This window comes from Scandinavium hiltneri (genome assembly GCF_024764835.1).
GTDB classification, from domain to species: domain Bacteria; phylum Pseudomonadota; class Gammaproteobacteria; order Enterobacterales; family Enterobacteriaceae; genus Scandinavium; species Scandinavium hiltneri.
Genome location: NZ_JALIGE010000073.1, coordinates 120920 through 139689, shown reverse-complemented (window position 1 = coordinate 139689; position 18770 = coordinate 120920). Strand labels below are relative to the sequence as shown.

General features: G+C 55.1%; 20 protein-coding genes. 8 read left to right on the top strand and 12 right to left on the bottom strand.

Going from position 1 to position 18770, the window contains the following annotated elements; translation table 11 throughout:
* Positions 1 to 103: 103 nt before the first annotated feature.
* Positions 104 to 196 (top strand): KPN_01571 family protein, encoded by a 93-nt coding sequence (locus MUU47_RS23515; protein ID WP_374684545.1) that lies wholly within the window; start codon positions 104 to 106, stop codon positions 194 to 196.
* Between the two features lie 26 nt (positions 197 to 222).
* Here the strand turns inward: MUU47_RS23515 and ynfM are convergent, their stop codons facing one another.
* The gene (ynfM, locus tag MUU47_RS11465) at positions 223 to 1473 is read right to left on the bottom strand and encodes a multidrug efflux MFS transporter YnfM/SxtP(Kp) (protein WP_258988334.1); all 1251 of its coding nucleotides are present in this window, start codon (positions 1471 to 1473) and stop codon (positions 223 to 225) included.
* Between the two features lie 203 nt (positions 1474 to 1676).
* On the opposite strand from ynfM, the gene ynfL reads away from it, so the two are divergent.
* The 3 genes from ynfL (at position 1677) to bioD (ending at position 4745) form a co-directional block, all read left to right on the top strand.
* Positions 1677 to 2606 carry a multidrug efflux transcriptional activator YnfL/SxtR(Kp) gene (ynfL, locus tag MUU47_RS11460; RefSeq protein ID WP_258988333.1) on the top strand — a complete coding sequence of 310 codons (930 nt, stop codon included), beginning with the start codon at positions 1677 to 1679 and terminating at the stop codon, positions 2604 to 2606.
* A gap of 93 nt (positions 2607 to 2699) precedes the next feature.
* Complete coding sequence (gene mlc / locus MUU47_RS11455) at positions 2700 to 3920, top strand: sugar metabolism global transcriptional regulator Mlc (RefSeq protein WP_258988332.1); 1221 nt, start codon at positions 2700 to 2702, stop codon at positions 3918 to 3920.
* Positions 3921 to 4049: 129 nt separating this feature from the next.
* Entirely contained in the window at positions 4050 to 4745 is a 696-nt protein-coding gene (gene bioD / locus MUU47_RS11450; RefSeq protein ID WP_258988331.1) for a dethiobiotin synthase, read from the top strand.
* Here bioD and clcB read toward each other — a convergent pair.
* The 8 genes from clcB to MUU47_RS11410 form a co-directional block, all read right to left on the bottom strand.
* Complete coding sequence (gene clcB, locus MUU47_RS11445) at positions 4698 to 5993, bottom strand: voltage-gated ClC-type chloride channel ClcB (RefSeq protein WP_258988330.1); 1296 nt, start codon at positions 5991 to 5993, stop codon at positions 4698 to 4700. The genes bioD and clcB overlap by 48 nt on opposite strands.
* A 102-nt stretch (positions 5994 to 6095) precedes the next feature.
* Entirely contained in the window at positions 6096 to 7244 is a 1149-nt protein-coding gene (osmV, locus tag MUU47_RS11440) for an osmoprotectant ABC transporter ATP-binding protein OsmV (RefSeq protein WP_258988329.1), read from the bottom strand.
* Complete coding sequence (gene osmW / locus MUU47_RS11435; RefSeq protein ID WP_125354460.1) at positions 7244 to 7891, bottom strand: osmoprotectant ABC transporter permease OsmW; 648 nt, start codon at positions 7889 to 7891, stop codon at positions 7244 to 7246. Before osmW ends, osmV begins: the two co-directional genes overlap by 1 nt.
* Before the next feature lie 9 nt (positions 7892 to 7900).
* Positions 7901 to 8803, bottom strand: a complete 903-nt coding sequence (gene osmX, locus MUU47_RS11430; protein ID WP_374684748.1) for an osmoprotectant ABC transporter substrate-binding protein OsmX — start codon at positions 8801 to 8803, stop codon at positions 7901 to 7903.
* 19 nt (positions 8804 to 8822) lie between these two features.
* A complete protein-coding gene (gene osmY / locus MUU47_RS11425) occupies positions 8823 to 9536 on the bottom strand; it encodes an osmoprotectant ABC transporter permease OsmY (RefSeq protein ID WP_258988328.1) in 714 nt (237 codons plus the stop codon).
* A 311-nt stretch (positions 9537 to 9847) separates the two neighbouring features.
* Positions 9848 to 10462: a Tat proofreading chaperone DmsD gene (gene dmsD / locus MUU47_RS11420; RefSeq protein ID WP_258988327.1), complete on the bottom strand. Its 615-nt coding sequence runs from the start codon at positions 10460 to 10462 to the stop codon at positions 9848 to 9850.
* 95 nt (positions 10463 to 10557) lie between these two features.
* Positions 10558 to 13002: a selenate/tellurate reductase subunit YnfE gene (gene ynfE / locus MUU47_RS11415; RefSeq protein WP_258988326.1), complete on the bottom strand. Its 2445-nt coding sequence runs from the start codon at positions 13000 to 13002 to the stop codon at positions 10558 to 10560.
* 133 nt (positions 13003 to 13135) lie between these two features.
* Positions 13136 to 13393, bottom strand: a complete 258-nt coding sequence (locus MUU47_RS11410) for a DUF1161 domain-containing protein (protein ID WP_258988325.1) — start codon at positions 13391 to 13393, stop codon at positions 13136 to 13138.
* A 104-nt stretch (positions 13394 to 13497) separates the two neighbouring features.
* Between MUU47_RS11410 and MUU47_RS11405 the strand changes: the two genes are divergently transcribed.
* On the top strand, positions 13498 to 14208 hold the full coding sequence (locus MUU47_RS11405; protein ID WP_258988324.1) for a YnfC family lipoprotein: 711 nt from the start codon (positions 13498 to 13500) through the stop codon (positions 14206 to 14208).
* Here the strand turns inward: MUU47_RS11405 and speG are convergent.
* The 3 genes from speG to MUU47_RS11390 form a co-directional block, all read right to left on the bottom strand.
* Positions 14202 to 14756 (bottom strand): spermidine N1-acetyltransferase, encoded by a 555-nt coding sequence (gene speG, locus MUU47_RS11400; RefSeq protein WP_110508275.1) that lies wholly within the window; start codon positions 14754 to 14756, stop codon positions 14202 to 14204. The two genes, MUU47_RS11405 and speG, sit on opposite strands and share 7 nt — an antisense overlap.
* Positions 14757 to 14823: 67 nt before the next feature.
* Positions 14824 to 15165, bottom strand: a complete 342-nt coding sequence (locus MUU47_RS11395) for a DUF1283 family protein (protein ID WP_159768195.1) — start codon at positions 15163 to 15165, stop codon at positions 14824 to 14826.
* 104 nt (positions 15166 to 15269) lie between these two features.
* A complete protein-coding gene (locus MUU47_RS11390; protein WP_258988322.1) occupies positions 15270 to 15485 on the bottom strand; it encodes a hypothetical protein in 216 nt (71 codons plus the stop codon).
* Positions 15486 to 15595: 110 nt separating this feature from the next.
* Between MUU47_RS11390 and MUU47_RS11385 the strand changes: the two genes are divergently transcribed.
* The 3 genes from MUU47_RS11385 (at position 15596) to manD (ending at position 18762) form a co-directional block, all read left to right on the top strand.
* Positions 15596 to 15922: a YnfA family protein gene (locus MUU47_RS11385; protein ID WP_258988321.1), complete on the top strand. Its 327-nt coding sequence runs from the start codon at positions 15596 to 15598 to the stop codon at positions 15920 to 15922.
* A 179-nt stretch (positions 15923 to 16101) separates the two neighbouring features.
* Entirely contained in the window at positions 16102 to 17385 is a 1284-nt protein-coding gene (locus MUU47_RS11380; protein ID WP_258988320.1) for an MFS transporter, read from the top strand.
* 162 nt (positions 17386 to 17547) lie between these two features.
* On the top strand, positions 17548 to 18762 hold the full coding sequence (gene manD / locus MUU47_RS11375) for a D-mannonate dehydratase ManD (RefSeq protein WP_258988319.1): 1215 nt from the start codon (positions 17548 to 17550) through the stop codon (positions 18760 to 18762).
* Positions 18763 to 18770: the final 8 nt, after the last annotated feature.

Below are 18770 nucleotides of genomic sequence, written 5' to 3'. Positions count from 1 at the left end.
GTCGAAATACGCGTGAGGTCAAAAATACGACGAAAGTATGAGGCGGAATGTAAATTATACGCCAGGCTAATCACTATCATAGGTCATCAATGTGCGGCAAATTATGAATCCATTCATCTGGGTTTTCATCGCACTGCTGTCAGCTGACGCAGTGCGCGACATGGTAGGCTTCACCACCTTTTTAGGTCAGTGGTAAAGCCGCCCGCCAGCGGCGGGGTCAAATTAGTGAAGGCGCTTGTGCAGGCAACGGCCGGTTATCAGCGCCAGGACCAGCATTGCGGCGATAAATCCACCCACGCCATTCCAGCCCCAGTTATGCCAGAACACCCCGCCTAGCGTCCCCGCGATGCTTGAACCCAGATAGTAGCTAAACAGATACAGCGACGAGGCCTGGCCGCGGGCGCGGCGGGCGCGGGGCCCGATCCAGCTGCTGGCGACCGAGTGCGCGGCGAAGAAGCCCGCGGAAAATAGCAGCATACCGAAGAAGATAATCCACAGTGATGAGAACAGCGTCAGCAGCAGGCCGCACAGCATCACAGCGGTAAAGCCAATCATCACCGGGCCGCGCCCGAAGCGTTGCGTCATGGCGCCCGCTTTTGGGGAACTCCAGGTGCCGGTGAGGTAAGCCACGGACAGCAAGCCAACAACCGCCTGGCTCAGTGACCATGGCGACATCATCAGGCGATAGCCGATATAGTTGAACAGCGTCACGAACGCGCCCATCAGCAGAAAACCTTCCGCGAACAGCAGCGGCAGGCCCTTATCACGCCAGTGAATACGAAAGTTGATGAACAGTGATTTTGGACGCAGCGATGCGGGTTTAAAGTGACGTGAGTCGGGCAGAATGCGCCAGAACATCAGCGCCGCCGCGAGAGCGAAACAGCCGATCATCGCCACCGCCACTCGCCAGCCGAAGAAATCCGTCATCACCCCGGTCAGCAAACGCCCGCTCATGCCGCCAATCGAGTTTCCACTGATGTACAGCCCCATCGAAAAGGCGACAAAGCTCGGATGAATTTCTTCACTCAAATAGGTCATGCCGACCGCCGCTACGCCGCTTAACGACAGGCCAATCAGCGCACGCATGATAAGTATCCCGTGCCAGCTGGTCATCATCGTTGACAGCAGCGTACAGCAGGAGGCCAGAAGCAGGGCGGTGACCATGACCTGTTTGCGGCCGATGGCATCCGACAGCGGCCCGGTAAACAGCAGGCCGACGGCCAGTAAACCGGTCGACACCGACAGGGAAATACTGGCGCTGGCCGGCGACACGCCAAACTCATGCGACAACACCGGGAGAATTGGCTGAACGCAATAGAGCAGGGCGAACGTAGCGAGTCCGGCGGAGAAAAGTGCCAGCGTGACGCGAATGAATTGTGGGGTTCCACGTTGGATAAACTGGCCCGGCGCGGGAAGACGGATATCATTGACGTCACGGGCCGGGGCGGTGTCAACGGTGGAGGTACGGCTCAAAGCAAGATCCTTGCGTGAAAGCACGTCATCCTTCGCGCTGCCTCTTTGTGGGCTTCACCCTCATGTTCCCAGGGATCTTCGGGCTTTCCGCCGCGATGCAGCACGAATGATGTTGTGCACTGAATTTATCTCATTTACACAGAGTAGGAAATTGCAATTAATCCGTCTAATATATTAATAATCTCAAATGATACTTTAAACATATGAATATAGAGCTGCGACACCTGCGCTACTTTGTGGCGGTAGCTGAAGAACTGCATTTTGGCCACGCTGCCGCCCGGCTGAACATCTCCCAGCCGCCGCTCAGCCAGCAAATTCAAATCCTGGAACAGCAGATTGGCGCCCGGCTGTTCGCCCGCACCAACCGCAGCGTGAGTCTGACGCCCGCCGGGAAGCTGTTTCTGGCTGACAGTCGGCAAATCCTGATTCAGGTTGAAGACGCCGCAGCCCGGGCGGCACGCCTGCATCAAGGGGAAACCGGCGAACTGCGCATTGGATTTACCTCATCGGCGCCGTTTATTAAGGCTGTGTCGGATACGCTATCGCGTTTTCGTCGTCAGTATCCCGACGTTCATATCCATACGCGGGAAAGTAATACCCGCGAGCAAATAACGCCGCTGAGCGAAGGCGCGCTGGATTTGGGCCTGATGCGTAAAACGCAGCTGCCGGATACCCTTGAGTGGCAGGTTATTTTGCTAGAGCCGCTCATGGCGATGGTTCACCGGGATCATCCGCTGGCAAACCGCGAATCCGTTTCGCTGGCAGAAATGGTGCTGGAACCGCTGGTATTCTTCGATCCGCACGTTGGTACCGGCCTGTATGACGATATTCTCGGCCTGCTCAGACGCTTCGGTACGCCCGCCATTACTCAGGAAGTGGGCGAGGCGATGACCATTATTGGGCTGGTCTCCGCCGGACTGGGTGTGTCGATTCTTCCGGCCTCGTTTAAGAAGGTTCAGCTCAATGAGATGCGCTGGTTGCCGATAAGTGATGAGGACGCGGTCTCGGAAATGTGGCTGGTGTGGTCCAGACATCATGATCAAACCCAGGCGGCACTTCGCTTCCGCGAGCAGCTGTTGGCCGCCGCAATGGTCGACTTTTTTGCCGAAAATACACGAAAAAATGTGCGGTAAATCACAAGCCTAAGTAAAAATTTGACGAGTTGCGTCGAAGTGCTTCAACATAGCAAAAGTTTATTTCGAAGCGCGAAAATAAGGGAGTCTTCGGTGGTAGCAGAAAGTCAGCCAGGGCATATTGATCAGATTAAGCAGACCAACGCAGGGGCGGTATACCGCCTGATTGATCAGCTCGGCCCGGTGTCGCGTATCGACCTTTCTCGCCTTGCGCAACTTGCGCCCGCCAGTATCACCAAGATTGTTCGCGAAATGCTCGAAGCGCATCTGGTGCAGGAAACTGAAATTCAGGACCCGGGTAGCCGTGGGCGTCCGGCGGTAGGCCTGATGGTGGAAACCGAAGCCTGGCACTATCTGTCACTGCGTATCAGCCGGGGAGAAATTAACCTCGCCCTGCGTGATTTGAGCAGTAAACTGGTGGTAGAAGAAGAACAAACGCTGCCGCTGGTGGATGACAAACCGTTTCTTGACCGCGTTATCGAACACATCGACCGCTTTTTCATTCGCCATCAGCAAAAGCTCGAGCGCTTAACGTCTATCGCGATAACCCTTCCCGGCATTATTGATACCGAAAACGGCATCATTCACCGTATGCCATTTTACGATGACGTAAAAGACGTGGCGCTGGGCGAAGCACTGGAGTCTCGCACCGGCGTGCCGGTGTATTTGCAACACGATATCAGCGCGTGGACCATGGCGGAGGCGCTGTTCGGCGCGTCTCGCGGCGCGCGCGACGTTATTCAGGTGGTTATCGATCATAACGTCGGGGCGGGGGTTATCACCGACGGACGTTTACTGCATGCGGGCAGCAGCAGTCTGGTGGAAATCGGCCATACTCAGGTCGACCCGTACGGCAAGCTTTGTTATTGCGGGAATCACGGTTGTCTGGAAACCATCGCCAGCGTGGAAAGCGTGTTGGAACTGGCGCAAATTCGGATGAAACAATCGATAAGTTCAATGCTGCATCAGCAGCCGCTGACCGTTGAATGGCTGTGTCAGGCGGCGGTGCAGGGCGATTTATTAGCTAAGGATATCATTAGTGGCGTAGGGAACCACGTCGGACGTATTCTCGCCATCATGGTGAATTTATTTAACCCGCAAAAAATTCTTATCGGTTCGCCGTTCAACCAGGCTTCCAGCATTCTGTTCCCGGCCATCAGCGCCTGCATCCATCAGCAGTCTCTGCCTGCTTACAGTCGACATATCAGCGTCGAGAGCACGCAGTTCCGCAACCGTGGAACCATGACCGGCGCCGCGCTGGTGAAAGACGCGCTGTATAACGGATCTCTGTTGATCAGACTGTTACAAGGGTAACAAATTTTAATTGTTAAGCTAAAAATTGCGCTAACGCAAGCTGGCTTTTCGCCCAATCCCTTACACTCCCTCCGTTCTTGAATTATCACCCTGATTTATATTTTCACCGTCAAAGCTGTGGAGTGAAACATGCTTAAGCGTTTCTTTATTACTGGTACGGATACCTCTGTTGGAAAGACGGTGGTATCACGCGCGTTGCTGCAGGCGTTGGCCGCCAATGGCAAAAGCGTGGCAGGGTACAAACCTGTCGCCAAAGGCAGCAAGGAAACGCCTGAAGGACTGCGCAACAAAGATGCGTTGGTACTGCAAAGTGTTTCCACCCCGGAACTTCCCTATAGCGCTATCAATCCTATCGCCCTGAGCGAAGAGGAAAGCAGCGTGGCGCACAGTTGCCCGATCAACTACACCTTATTGTCCAAAGGTCTTGATGACCTGAGCCAGCGTGTCGATCACGTAGTGGTTGAAGGCACTGGCGGCTGGCGTAGTCTGATGAACGATCTGCGCCCGCTCTCTGAATGGGTCGTGCAGGAACAATTACCGGTCGTTATGGTGGTAGGCATCCAGGAAGGCTGCATCAACCATGCATTGCTGACCGCTCAGGCTATTGCGAACGATGGTCTGCCGTTAATCGGTTGGGTCGCCAACCGTATCAACCCGGGCCTGGCACACTACGCTGAAATCATCGACGTGTTGAGCAAAAAATTGCCCGCGCCATTGGTGGCTGAGCTCCCGTATCTGCCGCGCGCGGAACAGCGTGAACTGAGCCACTACGTCGATTTAACCCTGTTCGGCGACATGCTGGCGGTAGATAGAGTCCTGGCGTAACGTCCGCGACAGCACCGATGCCACCACGCAGGAAATCAGTAAGCCGGGCAGCAGTGCATACTGCCCGGTCATTTCACAGATCATCAACGTTGACATAATTGGCGCATGTGTCGTGGCCGCCAGCAGCGTGGCCATTCCCGTCAACCCCATCAGCACCGCCATTTCATTGCCGTCCGGCAGCCATAGCCCCCAGAATCGGGCAAACAACATGCCAATCGCCATCCCGACAAACAGCGTTGGCGTGAATACCCCGCCCGGCGCGCCGGAGCCGCTGCTCGACAGTACTGCCAGCAATTTACACAAGAACACGCCCGCCACTGCGCCAAACAGCGGCGGCGCCAGCAGATAGCTTTGCACCACGCTGTAGCCGTTGCCCCATACTGCAGGGGTTAATAACGACAGCAACCCAACGATAAATCCGCCCAGCGCCAACTGCCACGGAGGAGACAGTTTGAGCCGCAAAAAGAGTGAATGGGTGAAACCCATCAGCCAGATAAACACTGGCCCGCAGAGCCCGGCGAGCAGCCCGGTCACCAGCATCAGGCCGTAAGTGCCCGCACTGTGTGGAGCGTCGACGTGAACCACATACAGCAACGCCGGGCCACCGCTCAGTAGATTGGTTATCAGCAGGGCAATCACCGCCGCGACCACTACCGGCCCGAGCGAGGCCAGCATTAACGTGCCGAACAATATTTCTGCGATAAACAGGCTGCCCGCCAACGGCGCGTGATAAGCGCTGGCCATCCCGGCGGCGGCTCCGCAGGCAATCCACAGTTTCCATTCGTCTTTGGGCGTAAAACGTTTAGCAAAGAAAGAGGCGGCGAGGGCAGCGAGGAGGATCATTGCACCTTCGCGACCAATGGCGCTGCCGCTAACCACAACCAGCAACGACGCCAGAGATTTCACCAGACTCGAGCCGTAATCGAATTGTCCGTCGCCGGTTTCCAGTGCTTCCATGTAATCCGTTGGGGCGTGCGGTCGCTGGCGAGTGTAACGCTGCCAGCCCCACAGCAGCAGCCCGGCGGCGAGCCCACCGAGCGCAGGCGTCAACAGCCGTCGCCACCAGGGCAAGCTGCCAGCGGCGTACACCAGACTTTTGCTGTCGTCGCTCAAAAACAGCCACTCGAGCAGATACATGGCGTGACGAAACAGCGCCACGGCAAGGGCGGCAAGAATGCCGACTATCGTCGCAATGAGCAGGCGGCGAAACATAGCCTGAATGTCAGGGTAAGCGTGTAGGCGATGCATTGTTTTTCACGGTTGATCAGAGTGATACCGTATTGTGCGAGGAAATCGGGAGCTTGGCAAAAAACAAACGCAGAGATCCCCCTCAGGTGAGGGGGAAATCGGTTAATCTGCGGAATGGATATTCAGCGCACGGCGCGTACGGCCAGAGCTGAGATAGTCGGCAATGTAATCCTGGGAGATTTCACCGTTGTAGCGGCCGTCTTCATCGACGATAGGCATCCAGCTGGTGTTGCTTTCATACAGTTTAGAAAGCACCACGCGCAGGTTGTCCTCGGCTTTACCGGTGACGCGGAACGGGTGCAGCAGATCTGCGCAGCTGCCGGAGGCGTTACGCGCTTCTCGGCGCTTCACAAAGCCCAGCGGTTTGCCTTCGTTATCCACCACCGTAATCGCACGAATATCGTTGTCGTCCATGGTGGCGAAGGCTTCCGGCACGGCGGTATCGCGTTTCACGGTGATGGTAGGCTGCTGGTCGGTGACGTCACCGGCTGAGACTAACAACAGGCGTTTCAGCGTGCGATCCTGGCCGACAAACGAGCCGACAAACTCATTTGCCGGTTTCGCCAGCAGTTCGTCGGGACTGGCACACTGTACGATTCGGCCTTGACGGAACACCGCAATGCGGTCGCCGAGCTTGAGTGCTTCATCAATGTCGTGGCTGACCAGCATCACCGTTTTTTTCAGCTGGCGCTGCATCTCGAGGAACTGGTTCTGGATCACTTCACGGTTAATCGGGTCGACGGCGCCGAACGGTTCATCCATCAGCAGCACCGGCGGATCCGCCGCCAGCGCACGGATAACCCCGATACGCTGCTGCTGTCCACCGGACATCTCTTTCGGATAGCGGCTCAGGAATTTTTTTGGGTCCATCGCCACCATATCCATCAGCTCTTCGGCGCGCGCTTTGTAGCGGGCTTTATCCCAGCCTAACATCCGCGGCACGACGGTGATATTTTCCTCAATGGTCATGTTTGGGAACAGACCAATTTGCTGGATAACGTAGCCGATATTACGACGCAGGCTGACGGTGTCCATGTCGCTGGTGTCCTGGCCGTTTATGAGGATTTTCCCGCTGCTGGCCGGGATCAGGCGGTTAATCATTTTAAGCGTGGTGGTTTTCCCGCAGCCGGACGGCCCCAGCAGGACGCACATTTCGCCTTCCGGCACGTTGAGATTGACGTTATCGACGGCGTTAAAGCTCTGGCCGTTCTTTTGCGTAAATTGTTTGGTCAGATTTTCTAACTTTATCATTATCGAATCCCCTTTGGTGTCAGGACAATCTGCAGTCTGTGCAGTAACCAGTCGAGCACAATAGCCAGCAGGCAAATCATTAACGCCCCGGCAATTAACATACGAATATCACTCCCGCCAATGCCGTTCAGCAGCAGCAGGCCAAGGCCGCCCGCACCGATAACCGCGGCAATCGCCATGACGCCGATGTTCATTACCACCGCAGTGCGGATGCCGCCGAAAATCACTGGCAGCGCCATCGGGATTTCCACCCAGCGCAGACGTTGCCAGAAGGTCATGCCAATCCCACGGCCGGCTTCACGCAGCCCCGGCGGCAGACTATCAAGCGCGGTATGGGTGTTACGCACAATCGGCAGCAGTGAGTAAAGGAATACCGCGGTGATGGCGGGCAGGGCGCCAATACCCTGACCGATCAGCGAAAACAGCGGGATCATCAGGCCAAACAGCGCAATCGATGGAATGGTCAGCAAAATGGTCGTCAGACCCAGAATCGGCGTTGCCAGCCATTTGTGGCGCACAATCAGAATGCCCAGCGGCACACCGATGATGATTGCCAGCCCAACGGCGAGCAGGACCAGCCACAGATGCTGCCAGGTCAGCGTCGCCAGATAACTCCAGTTATCGATCATGTAGTGAATCGTATCCATGACGCCTCCTTATTCCAGGCCTTTGCTGTGCAGGAAATCCCGCGCAACCTGTTGTGGCGACTGGTGATCGATATCTACGCGCTTGTTCAGCTCGGTGATCACCTCGTTATTCAGCAGGCTGGAAAGCGTGTTCATTGCTTCTTCAAGCCCCGGGTTTGCTTCCAGCGTGTCCTTACGCACCACTGGCGTCACGGCGTAGCTTGGGAAGAAGCCTTTATCATCCTTCAGCACTTTGAGGTCGAAGCCTTTCACACGGCCATCAGTGGTGTAAATCAGACCGGCATCGACGAACCCGTCACGCACGGCGTTGTACACCAGGCCTGGGTCCATCTGCCGAATTTGCGGGCGGTCGAGCGGCATGTCATAGGCCTGCTGCAACGGTTTCATCCCGTCACTGCGACCGGCGAATTCCAGATCCAGACCCAGCAGCCAGTTGTGTTTTGGGTCGGTCTGACGAATGTGTTCAATCTTCGCCACCATTTCCGACATGGTGTTGATGTTTTCCGCTTCGGCGCGTTTACGCTGCATCGCAAAGGCATAGGTGTTGTTCATGTCCGCCGGTTTCAGCCAAATCAGGCCCAACTTTTCATCGAGGCGTTTTACAGTGTCATAAGACGCCTGGGGGGACATGCGCTTATTGATGTGGTTGAAGATGATGAGCGAGGTACCGGTGTATTCCCAGGTCATATCAATTTGCTTGTTGATCATGGCGTTGCGGGATATTACGGTCGCAATGTTGGTTTGCGGCTGAACCTGGAAACCTTTCTTGCGCAGATACTGCACGGTCATGGCGGACAAAATATGCTGTTCGGTAAAGCTTTTGGTCGCCAGAATGATCGGGGCCGCGTGGGCCTGACCGGCAACCATCGCCAGCGCAGCGGCGGCGACAAACAGACGTTTCAATCGTCTCATGTAATGCTCCTGATTATTGTTATTCGGCGGTATGCGGGCTGAGTAAGCGTCCCAGACCCGCCAACAGCGTGTCGAGGATCAGGGCGAAAAGAGCCGTCGCGACCGCGCCGAGGATAAGCGTCGGGAAGTCGTTCAGGTAAATGCCCGGGAAGATAAGCTCGCCGTAGCTGCTGGCGCCAATCAGGAATGCCAGCGGCGCGGTACCGACGTTAATCGCGGTGGCGATGCGAATACCTGAGAGCATCACCGGCCAGGCGTTAGGAATTTCCACCTGCCACAAACGCTGCATTTTGGTCATGCCGATACCGTTCGCTGCTTCCAGCAGAGAGCCCGGCACTGAACACAAACCTGCGTAGGTGTTCCGCACAATCGGCAGCAGCGATGCCAGAAACAGCGCCACAATCGCGGGCTTATCGCCGATGCCGACAACCACCATCGCTAACGCCAGCACCGCGAGTGGCGGCAAGGTGTTACCGATGTTGAAAATCTGCATCACGTATTCGGCGATACCGCGTGCGGCAGGACGGCTCAGCAGAATTCCGCTGGGAATACCCACCAGGAGTGCGAAGAACATTGAAGAGAACACCAGGATCAGGTGCTGTTGTCCGAGATAGACTAAATCAACCTGGCGAGAGCGGATTGTCTCAAGGCCGATTCCCCACGTGAGTAATGCCAGGACCGCGATAATCGCGCCTATAAACAACAGCGCGCGGGTCAGTAAAGTGTTGTGCATTGCAGTGTGTCTCCCTGTGTGCATGCGTTATCGCAACGGTGTTGAACGACGTTGCTTGTTGTTATGCCATGGTCCGGCAGGGTTTAAGACCTATAGCAAGCGCCTGGGAAGGATTCCAGAAGAGGGGCGAATTAAGTGACGGGGTCAGGTTTTGTAAACAAGGTGTTACGCCTTATGACATAAAGGCTGAGCGGCAAAAGACCAGAAAAGTCTTAAAACGAAGTAATGAAAGTGACGTTGTCACAATGCATGGCTTTGCAGGTGTCTGAAATGTAAGTTAAGGCACCCGCCGGGCGGCGGGTGATAGCGGTTTAACGATAAAGTTTTTTATCGGCAACCGGCGACAGCAGTTCGGTCTGCCAGAAGGCCATCGTCTGCTGTGCCAGCTCGCCGAGCGAACGATAGAAAGGATGCCCGGCATGGGCTACAAACTCTTCAAGGAAACGACCTGACCACGGCAACAGGTGCCAGCTCAACAGCTGCTGCCACTCTTCGTCGCGGTTGTTTTCTTTGAGCCAGGCTGCCAGCATCAGCAGGGTACCGAAATGATCTTCCGGCTCATTCTGCTGCGCTTCAAAGGCGATTCCGTTTTCACGCATCCACTGGCGCAAGGCGAGGGTTGAGTCACCAAACAGGACGTTTTCGCGATCCAGCCAGACCGAACCCCACGGCGGCGCGGGCAGTGCGTAGGGGCCGACGAAAAGACGTTGAAATGCTTCGCTGAGTGGCTCCTCTGACGCGGCCTGAAAACTGTCGATCAGCTCCGGTTTGAAAGGAATCGATTCCGGCCACTGCTGCGCCCAGCTTCCGTCACGGAAGGCGGCGATCAGCGGGGCGATGTTTTCGCTCTGCGGGTCATAATAAAACAGTCCACCCAGCACGCGGCCAGTAATGGCGATGGCTTCAACGAAGCGCGGTTGATTCATAACAGTTTCCTTGCTGCGGCGTGGAATGCTCCCCGCCGGTTGACTTCACTTATTAAACATATAGCGGCGTTTTCCCACGCCGTCACGCAGAAGGACTATACCTTCTCGATTTGAACCAGATTGGTATGTTGCGGATTGCCTTTCGCCAGCGGCGACGGACGATGTGTAGTCAGCGTGTTGATGCATGACCCATGATCGATTCGGTCCCCGTTCATACTGGCATCATGCCACGCGCCCTGGCCCATTGCGCTCACACCCGGCATGATGCGCGGGGTGACTTTCGCCTCAATGCGCAACTCGCCGCGATCGTTAAAGACCCGCACCATATCACCGCTGCGAATGCCGCGTTTGGCGGCGTCCACTGGATTGAGCCACACTTCCTGACGACAGGCGGCTTTCAGCACGTCGACGTTACCATAGCTGGAGTGCGTGCGGGCTTTATAATGGAAGCCAAACAGCTGCAGCGGAAAGGTGTCGCGCTGTGGCGCATCCCAGCCGTCAAACGTTGAGGCGTACACCGGCAGCGGGCTGATAGTGTCGTCTTTTTCCAGCTCCCAGTTGTCGGCGATGCTGGCCAACTGTGCCGAGTAAATTTCAATTTTACCCGACGGTGTTTTCAACGGGTTGGCGTCCGGATCTTTACGGAAATCCTTATAAGCCACGAAATGGCCGTTAGGATCTTTGCGTTTATAAATTCCCATCGCTTTCAGCGCTTCATAAGAAGGAAGCGCCGGATCTTTAGCCAACATTTTGGCGTACAGGAATTGCAGCCATTCCGCCTGCGTGCGACCTTCGGTGAATTTCTGATGCACTTCTGCGCCGAGGCGTTTTGCCACTTCGCTCATGATCCAGTAAATCGGTTTGCGTTCGAATTTCGCACTTGTAGCAGGCTGGATGAAGATCAGATACCCCATATTACCCGCGTAATCGTTAGGAATGATGTCTTCCTGCTCCACGGTCATCAGGTCCGGCAGCAGCAGGTCAGCATATTTTGCCGAGGCGGTCATAAAGTTTTCGATGACCACAATCATTTCGCATTTTTTATCATCCTGCAGAATGTCGTGAGTGCGGTTAATCTGCGAATGCTGGTTGATTATAGTGTTGCCAGCGTAGTTCCAGATGAACTTAATGGGCACATCCAGCTTATCTTTACCGCGGACACCGTCACGGATGGCGGTCATTTCGGTGCCCCGTTCAATGGCGTCGGTCCAGGTGAAACAGGAGATAGCGGTTTTCACCGGATTTTGCAGCACCGGCATACGTTCAATGGTGATGGTGTAGGTCGATTCACGTGCGCCACTGTTACCGCCGTTCACACCTACGTTGCCAGTCAGAATTGGCAGCATCGCGATAGCGCGCGCCGTCAGTTCTCCGTTGGCCTGGCGCTGTGGGCCCCAACCCTGGCAGATATACGCAGGTTTTGCCGTCCCGATTTCACGCGCCAGTTTGATGATTTTATCCGCCGGGATCCCGGTAATACGTGAGGCCCATTCCGGCGTTTTAGCGGTGGCGTCGTCACCCTGACCGAGAATATACGCCTTGTAATGCCCATTGGCGGGCGCGCCTTCCGGCAGCGTTTTTTCATCGTAGCCGATGCAGTATTTGTCGAGGAACGGCTGGTCGACGAGATTTTCGTCAATCAACACCCAGGCGATGCCCGCCACTAATGCGGCGTCTGTACCTGGGCGAATCGGCACCCATTCGTCTTCGCGCCCGGCGGCGGTGTCGGTATAACGCGGATCGATGACGATCATTCTGGCGTTAGAGCGTTCGCGGGCCTGTTCCAGATACCAGGTAATGCCGCCGCCGCTCATGCGGGTTTCTGCCGGGTTGTTACCGAACATCACCACCAGCTGGCTGTTCTCGATATCGGAGGTGCTGTTGCCCTCGTTCGATCCATAGGTGTAGGGCATAGCGCAGGCAATCTGTGCGGTACTGTAAGTCCCATAATGACTGAGAAAACCGCCGTAGCAGTTCATCAGACGTGCCACCAAAGAGGCATAAGGCGAAGAGCGTGTGATATTGCCGCCAACAATCCCGGAGGTGTAGTTAATGTACACTGCCTCGTTGCCATACTCTTTGATTACCTGTTTCAGGCTGTCGGTCAGCATATCGAGCGCTTCAGGCCAACTGATACGTTCGAATTTGCCTTCACCACGTTTGCCGACACGCTTCATCGGGTAATTCAGACGTTCCGGGTGATTGATACGGCGGCGAATAGAGCGTCCGCGCAGACAGGCGCGCACCTGGTGATCGCCGTAGATGTCATGGCCGGTATTGTCGGTTTCGACCCAGTATACTTCGTCGTCGCGCACGTGCAGACGCAGGGCGCAGCGGCTACCGCAGTTTACCGAACAGGCGCCCCAGACCACTTTGTCATCAGGCTGTGTGGCCTGTTGAACGGCGGCGGCTGCACTTTTCAGAGTAAAGGGAAGTGAAATTCCACTGGCGGCGAGGGCCATAGAGCCAATGGCAGTGGATTTGATCAGGCTGCGGCGGCTGATCCCGCCAGGGTGTACATGCTGTTCATTATCAGACATCGCTCACTCCATTTTTTATTTATGCCCCGGACGCGCAGCCCGACTTTTGATGGAGGGATGTTACTTACTTAGAGGTATAGAGATATTATCCCCGGTCAATCCAGGGATAATATCTTTCGTTTGAAGGCGAAGACTACTGCTGATCGTTGCCGTTGCGGGTGTAGAGAATTTTAAAGGTGTCGTTGGCGCAATGCCCGACCACCTGTGCATCCGGTCGATCCACCTGATCGTTCGGCACAATATTCAGCGTAAACCCGGATTCCGGCACGCCGTTGGTCACTATTTTCTGCTGGATGTCATCCTTAACTCGCTCGCAGGACTCCGGGGTAGAAGCGAAAGCAGGCGTCGCGCCAGCCAGTAACAGCGCAAATAGCCAGTGAGTCTTTTTCATACGCATCTCCTTGTCGCTATGGTGAGATAAAAGCATAGCACTCATAGTGTAAATCGCTGTATTTGCTAATATGATTGAGAAAATTCTACCGTGAAGGACAGTCTGTGAAGAAACTGCTGTTTATAGTGCCGCTTATCAGCGTGCTCACCGCCTGCGATAACGCCTCAACACCGGCTGCCTTTACGCCGGAAATGGCGAGTTTTTCCAATGAGTTTGATTTCGATCCGTTGCGGGGGCCGGTTAAAGACTTCAGCCAGACGCTGATGAACGAGAAGGGCGAAGTAACTAAACGCGTCAGCGCCAGACTCTCGCAGGAAGGCTGTTTTGATTTGATTGAACTGCACGATCTGGAGAATAACGCCGGGGCGACGCTGGTACTCGACGCGAACTATTATGTCGACGGCACCACCCAGCAAAAACGCATTTTGCTGCAAGGGAAATGCCAGTTAGCGGGGATGCCTGCCGCGGGAATGACGTGGGACACCGACGATAACGGCTTTGTAGTGGCGGCACACGGGAAAACATTAAGCGTTGATTATCACTACGATAGCGAAGGTTATCCATTAGGGAAAACCTCAACGAGCGGTAATGAAACGCTGAAAATAGTGGCGACGCCACCGAAAGATGCCCGCAAAAAACTCGATTACACTGCGGTCAGCATTCTGAATGACAAAACCATCGGCAATGTGGTGCAAACCTGTGATTACGACCGACATGACAACCCGCTGAGCTGCGAGTTGCAGATTGTAGATGACAGCACAACGCCGCCAGTGACCCGGCGTTACACCATCAAAAACACCATCGAGTACTACTGAGCCGTCGGCTTAAGCAGTGTGTGCGTTTTGTGTTTTGGCAGATACTGATGCTGGAACAGACACATACGAATGGTATTGCGGTATTCGCCGTTAATGAAGAACTCATGGATGAGTTCGCCTTCCACCTGGAAACCGAGTTTGCGATAAATATGGATCGCCTTTTCGTTTTCGGTATCGACAATCAAATACAGCTTGTACAGGTTCAGCACCATAAAGCCGTAGTCCATCGCCAGCATCGCTGCTTTTGTCGCGAGCCCTTTGCCCTGATAGTCCGGGGAAATAATAATCTGAAATTCTGCACGGCGGTGAACGTGGTTGATTTCCACTAATTCAACGAGGCCAGCCTTCTCGCCGTCGCATTCGATAACAAAGCGGCGTTCGCTCTGATCGTGAATATGTTTGTCGTAGAGGTCAGAAAGCTCAACGAAGGCTTCGTATGGCTCTTCGAACCAGTAACGCATAACGCTGGCGTTATTATCCAGTTGGTGAACAAAGCGCAGATCCTCGCGTTCCAGAGGGCGCAGCTTAACGGCATAAGCATCGGCCATGTGATTTCCTTGATTTGGGTAAGCATGTCAAACGGGGAAGAAGGGCGCCCGCAGGCGCCCAACGGTGTTACGGAGTAAGAGGTCGACCGGTCGTTCTGTCGAGGCAGCGCAGGGTGTTTGGCTCCCAGTACGCATTCAGATTGGCGCTTTTATCGCATTTATCACGCGTATCAAAAGCGACATCTGTTTTATCCCACTCTTTTTCAACGCGAGTGTTCACTTTCTGACGAAGCGACCGGGTATCGTTCCACTGTTCCTTGTCCATCGCCGCATCTTGTTTGCTCTGCGCGCTGTCACCGGATTCAATGATGAGCTTGCTGGTTTGCGCAGATGCACTCGCGGTATAAACGATGGCACCCAGCGTCAGCATCGCCGTCAGGCACAGGCGTTTGCTAAAAGTCACTTTCATTGCTGTTTCCTTTAGGGTGTTAAAAACGGTAATCCCACGCGCAGAGTTTACACCAACTCCCGCGCAGGGAATACCCGCCCTGCTTGCCACTCAGGAAACGTTTCTCAGCAGGCGTCGCTGAGTGTGGTTTTATAAATGCGCACCGCCTCGTTCACGTCCTGGGTTTTGACGGAATTGATTTTCAGTCCGTTGACATAGACGTCATAGCCGTCCTGACTCAGGCGGAAAATAATGGTGTCGCCGCGAAAGCGAATAACTTTGTCTTTCACGCCAATGCCCTGACGGCGTAACACCATCTTCGCCATTCTGTCGATACTCATAGGACTGCACCTCAATGGCCATAGGGCTTATACAGAAAAAGTGATTCTCGCTTTACTAAGGTTAATTTATCCTTAAGAACTTTGCTGACAACCGCCAGAAATAATCGTTCATGTTAAAAACAAGTTTGCTTTTTTTTGTTACCGCGCTGTGTGAAATCATCGGCTGCTATTTGCCGTGGCTATGGTTAAAACGAGGCGCGACGGCGTGGCTTTTGCTGCCTGCGGGTCTGTCCCTGGCACTGTTTGTTTGGCTGTTAACGCTGCATCCGACCGCAAGCGGAAGGGTCTACGCTGCGTACGGCGGGGTGTACGTCTGTACCGCACTGCTATGGCTGCGCTACGTCGATGGCGTACGTCTGAGCGTGTACGACTGGGCCGGCGCCGCCATCGCGCTGTGCGGTATGCTGATTATCGTGGCCGGATGGGGCCGCGCCTGATCTTTTTTTAATGCCGATCCCCAGGCGATCTTCGTCTGGGGATTTTCCTGAATGTTTCATAATTGTGATCATTCAGCGTTTTCTTGTTGACACTTCTTGTATGGTAGCTGCCGGATTTAACCTCTAACGGCCCGCGCATGGTATCACGGCGCGGGCGGAAGACTGACCTGGAGTGTTTTATGGCAACTGAAGTAGTGGAACCGGCGGCTCTGGCAAAGCCCGCAAGAATAAAAACGATTAAGACGGTAACGCTGGCGCTGCTGTTTATCGCCGGGATCGTCAACTTCCTCGATCGTTCCTCACTGAGCGTCGCGGGCGAAGCGATCCGCGGCGAACTGGGCCTGTCTGCCACCGAATTTGGTGTGTTGCTCTCGGCGTTTTCCCTTTCTTATGGTCTATCGCAGCTGCCTGCGGGCATTTTGCTCGACCGGTTCGGGCCGCGACTGGTGCTGGGTGCGGGCCTGATTTTCTGGTCGGCGATGCAAGCGTTGACCGGAGTAGTAAACTCGTTCAGCCACTTTATCTTTCTGCGGATTGGCCTTGGGATTGGCGAAGCGCCGTTTATGCCTGCGGGCGTGAAATCGATAAGCGACTGGTACGTACAGAAAGAGCGAGGCACGGCGTTGGGGATTTTTAACTCCTCCACGGTGATTGGTCAGGCCCTCGCACCGCCTGCGCTGGTGGTAATGCAGCTCGCGTGGGGCTGGCGCACGATGTTTGTGGTGATTGGCCTGGCAGGGGTTCTGGTCGGCATTTGCTGGTACGCGTGGTATCGCAATCGCGCGCAGTTCGCACTGAACAATACCGAACGCGAATATCTCTCTGCGCCGGACACGCCGCGGCCAAAACTGGCGTTCAGCGAATGGTTGGCGCTGTTTAAACGCCGCACCACATGGGGCATGATCTTAGGTTTCTCCGGCGTGAACTACACCGGCTGGCTATACATCGCCTGGCTGCCGGGTTATTTGCAGGCGGAGCAGGGCTTTAGCCTTGCGAAAACCGGCTGGGTGGCGGCGATCCCGTTCCTGGCCGCAGCGGTCGGGATGTGGACTAACGGCTTTGTGGTCGATGCGCTGGCGCGTCGTGGATACGATCTGGCGAAAACGCGTAAAACAGCCATTGTGCTCGGTCTTACACTGTCGGCGCTCGGTACACTGCTGGTGGTGCAATCCTCCACGCCGACTCAGGCGGTGGCGTTTATTTCGATGGCGCTGTTCTGCGTACACTTTGCCGGAACCTCTGCGTGGGGGCTGGTGCAGGTCATGGTGGCGGAAACCAAAGTCGCCTCTGTGGCCGCCATTCAAAACTTCGGCAGTTTCGTTTTTGCCTCGTTTGCCCCGATTGTCACTGGCTGGGTGGTCGACACCACGCACTCCTTTAACCTTGCGCTGGTGATTGCCGCCTGTGTCACCTTTACCGGGGCGCTGTGCTACTTCTTCATCGTAAAAGACCGCATCGAATAATCCCTTAATCTTGCCCGGCGGTGTGAAAACGCATCCGGGCTTTCTTGATTTATCCACGCCTTTTTTTTGTGATCTGCTGAACTCTTTTTGATCAATATACTTGTATGGTAGTTGTTGTGGGCGCTAAATGACGCCATCAACGATGAGCCGTAAGGATCAAAAATGAAGATTGTTGCCGCAGACGTATTTGTTACCTGTCCAGGGCGTAATTTTGTCACGTTAAAAATCACCACCGAAGAGGGCCTGACGGGGCTCGGCGATGCCACGCTGAATGGGCGCGAGCTGTCCGTGGTCTCGTACCTGAAAGATCATCTCTGCCCGCAGCTGATTGGCCGTGATGCCCACCGAATCGAAGACATCTGGCAGTTCTTTTATAAAGGCGCGTACTGGCGACGCGGCCCGGTCACGATGTCGGCCATTTCTGCGGTCGACATGGCGCTCTGGGATATCAAAGCCAAGGCCGCCAATATGCCGCTGTATCAGCTGCTCGGCGGGGCGTCCCGTGAAGGGGTGATGGTTTACTGCCATACCACCGGGCACTCCATTGATGACGTTCTCGATGACTACGGGCGTCACAAAGAGATGGGCTTCAAAGCCATTCGCGTACAGTGCGGCGTGCCGGGGATGAAAACCACCTACGGCATGGCGAAAGGCAAAGGCCAGGCTTACGAGCCTGCAACTAAAGGCCTGTGGCCGGATGAACAGCTGTGGTCCACCGAAAAATACCTCGATTTCACGCCAAAACTGTTCGATGCGGTACGCGAGAAATTCGGCTTCAACGAACATCTGTTGCACGACATGCACCACCGTCTGACCCCGATCGAAGCCGCCCGCTTTGGTAAAAGCATTGAACAGTACCGCATGTTCTGGATGGAAGACCCGACGCCTGCAGAAAACCAGGAGTGCTTCCGTCTGATTCGCCAGCACACCGTCACGCCGATTGCGGTAGGTGAAGTGTTCAACAGCATCTGGGACTGCAAACAGCTGATTGAAGAGCAGCTCATCGACTATATCCGCACCACTATTACCCACGCGGGTGGCATCACCGGTATGCGGCGCATCGCTGATTTTGCCTCGTTGTATCAGGTGCGCACCGGTTCGCATGGTCCGTCCGATTTGTCGCCGATTTGCATGGCGGCGGCGCTGCATTTCGATCTGTGGGTGCCAAATTTTGGTGTTCAGGAATACATGGGATATTCCGATCAAATGCTCGAGGTGTTCCCGCATAACTGGACTTTCGACAACGGCTATATGCACCCGGGCGAGATACCGGGCCTCGGCATCGAGTTTGATGAAAAACTCGCGGCGAAATATCCCTACGATCCGGCCTGTCTGCCGGTCGCGCGCCTGGAAGACGGGACACTGTGGAACTGGTAAGGAGCGGA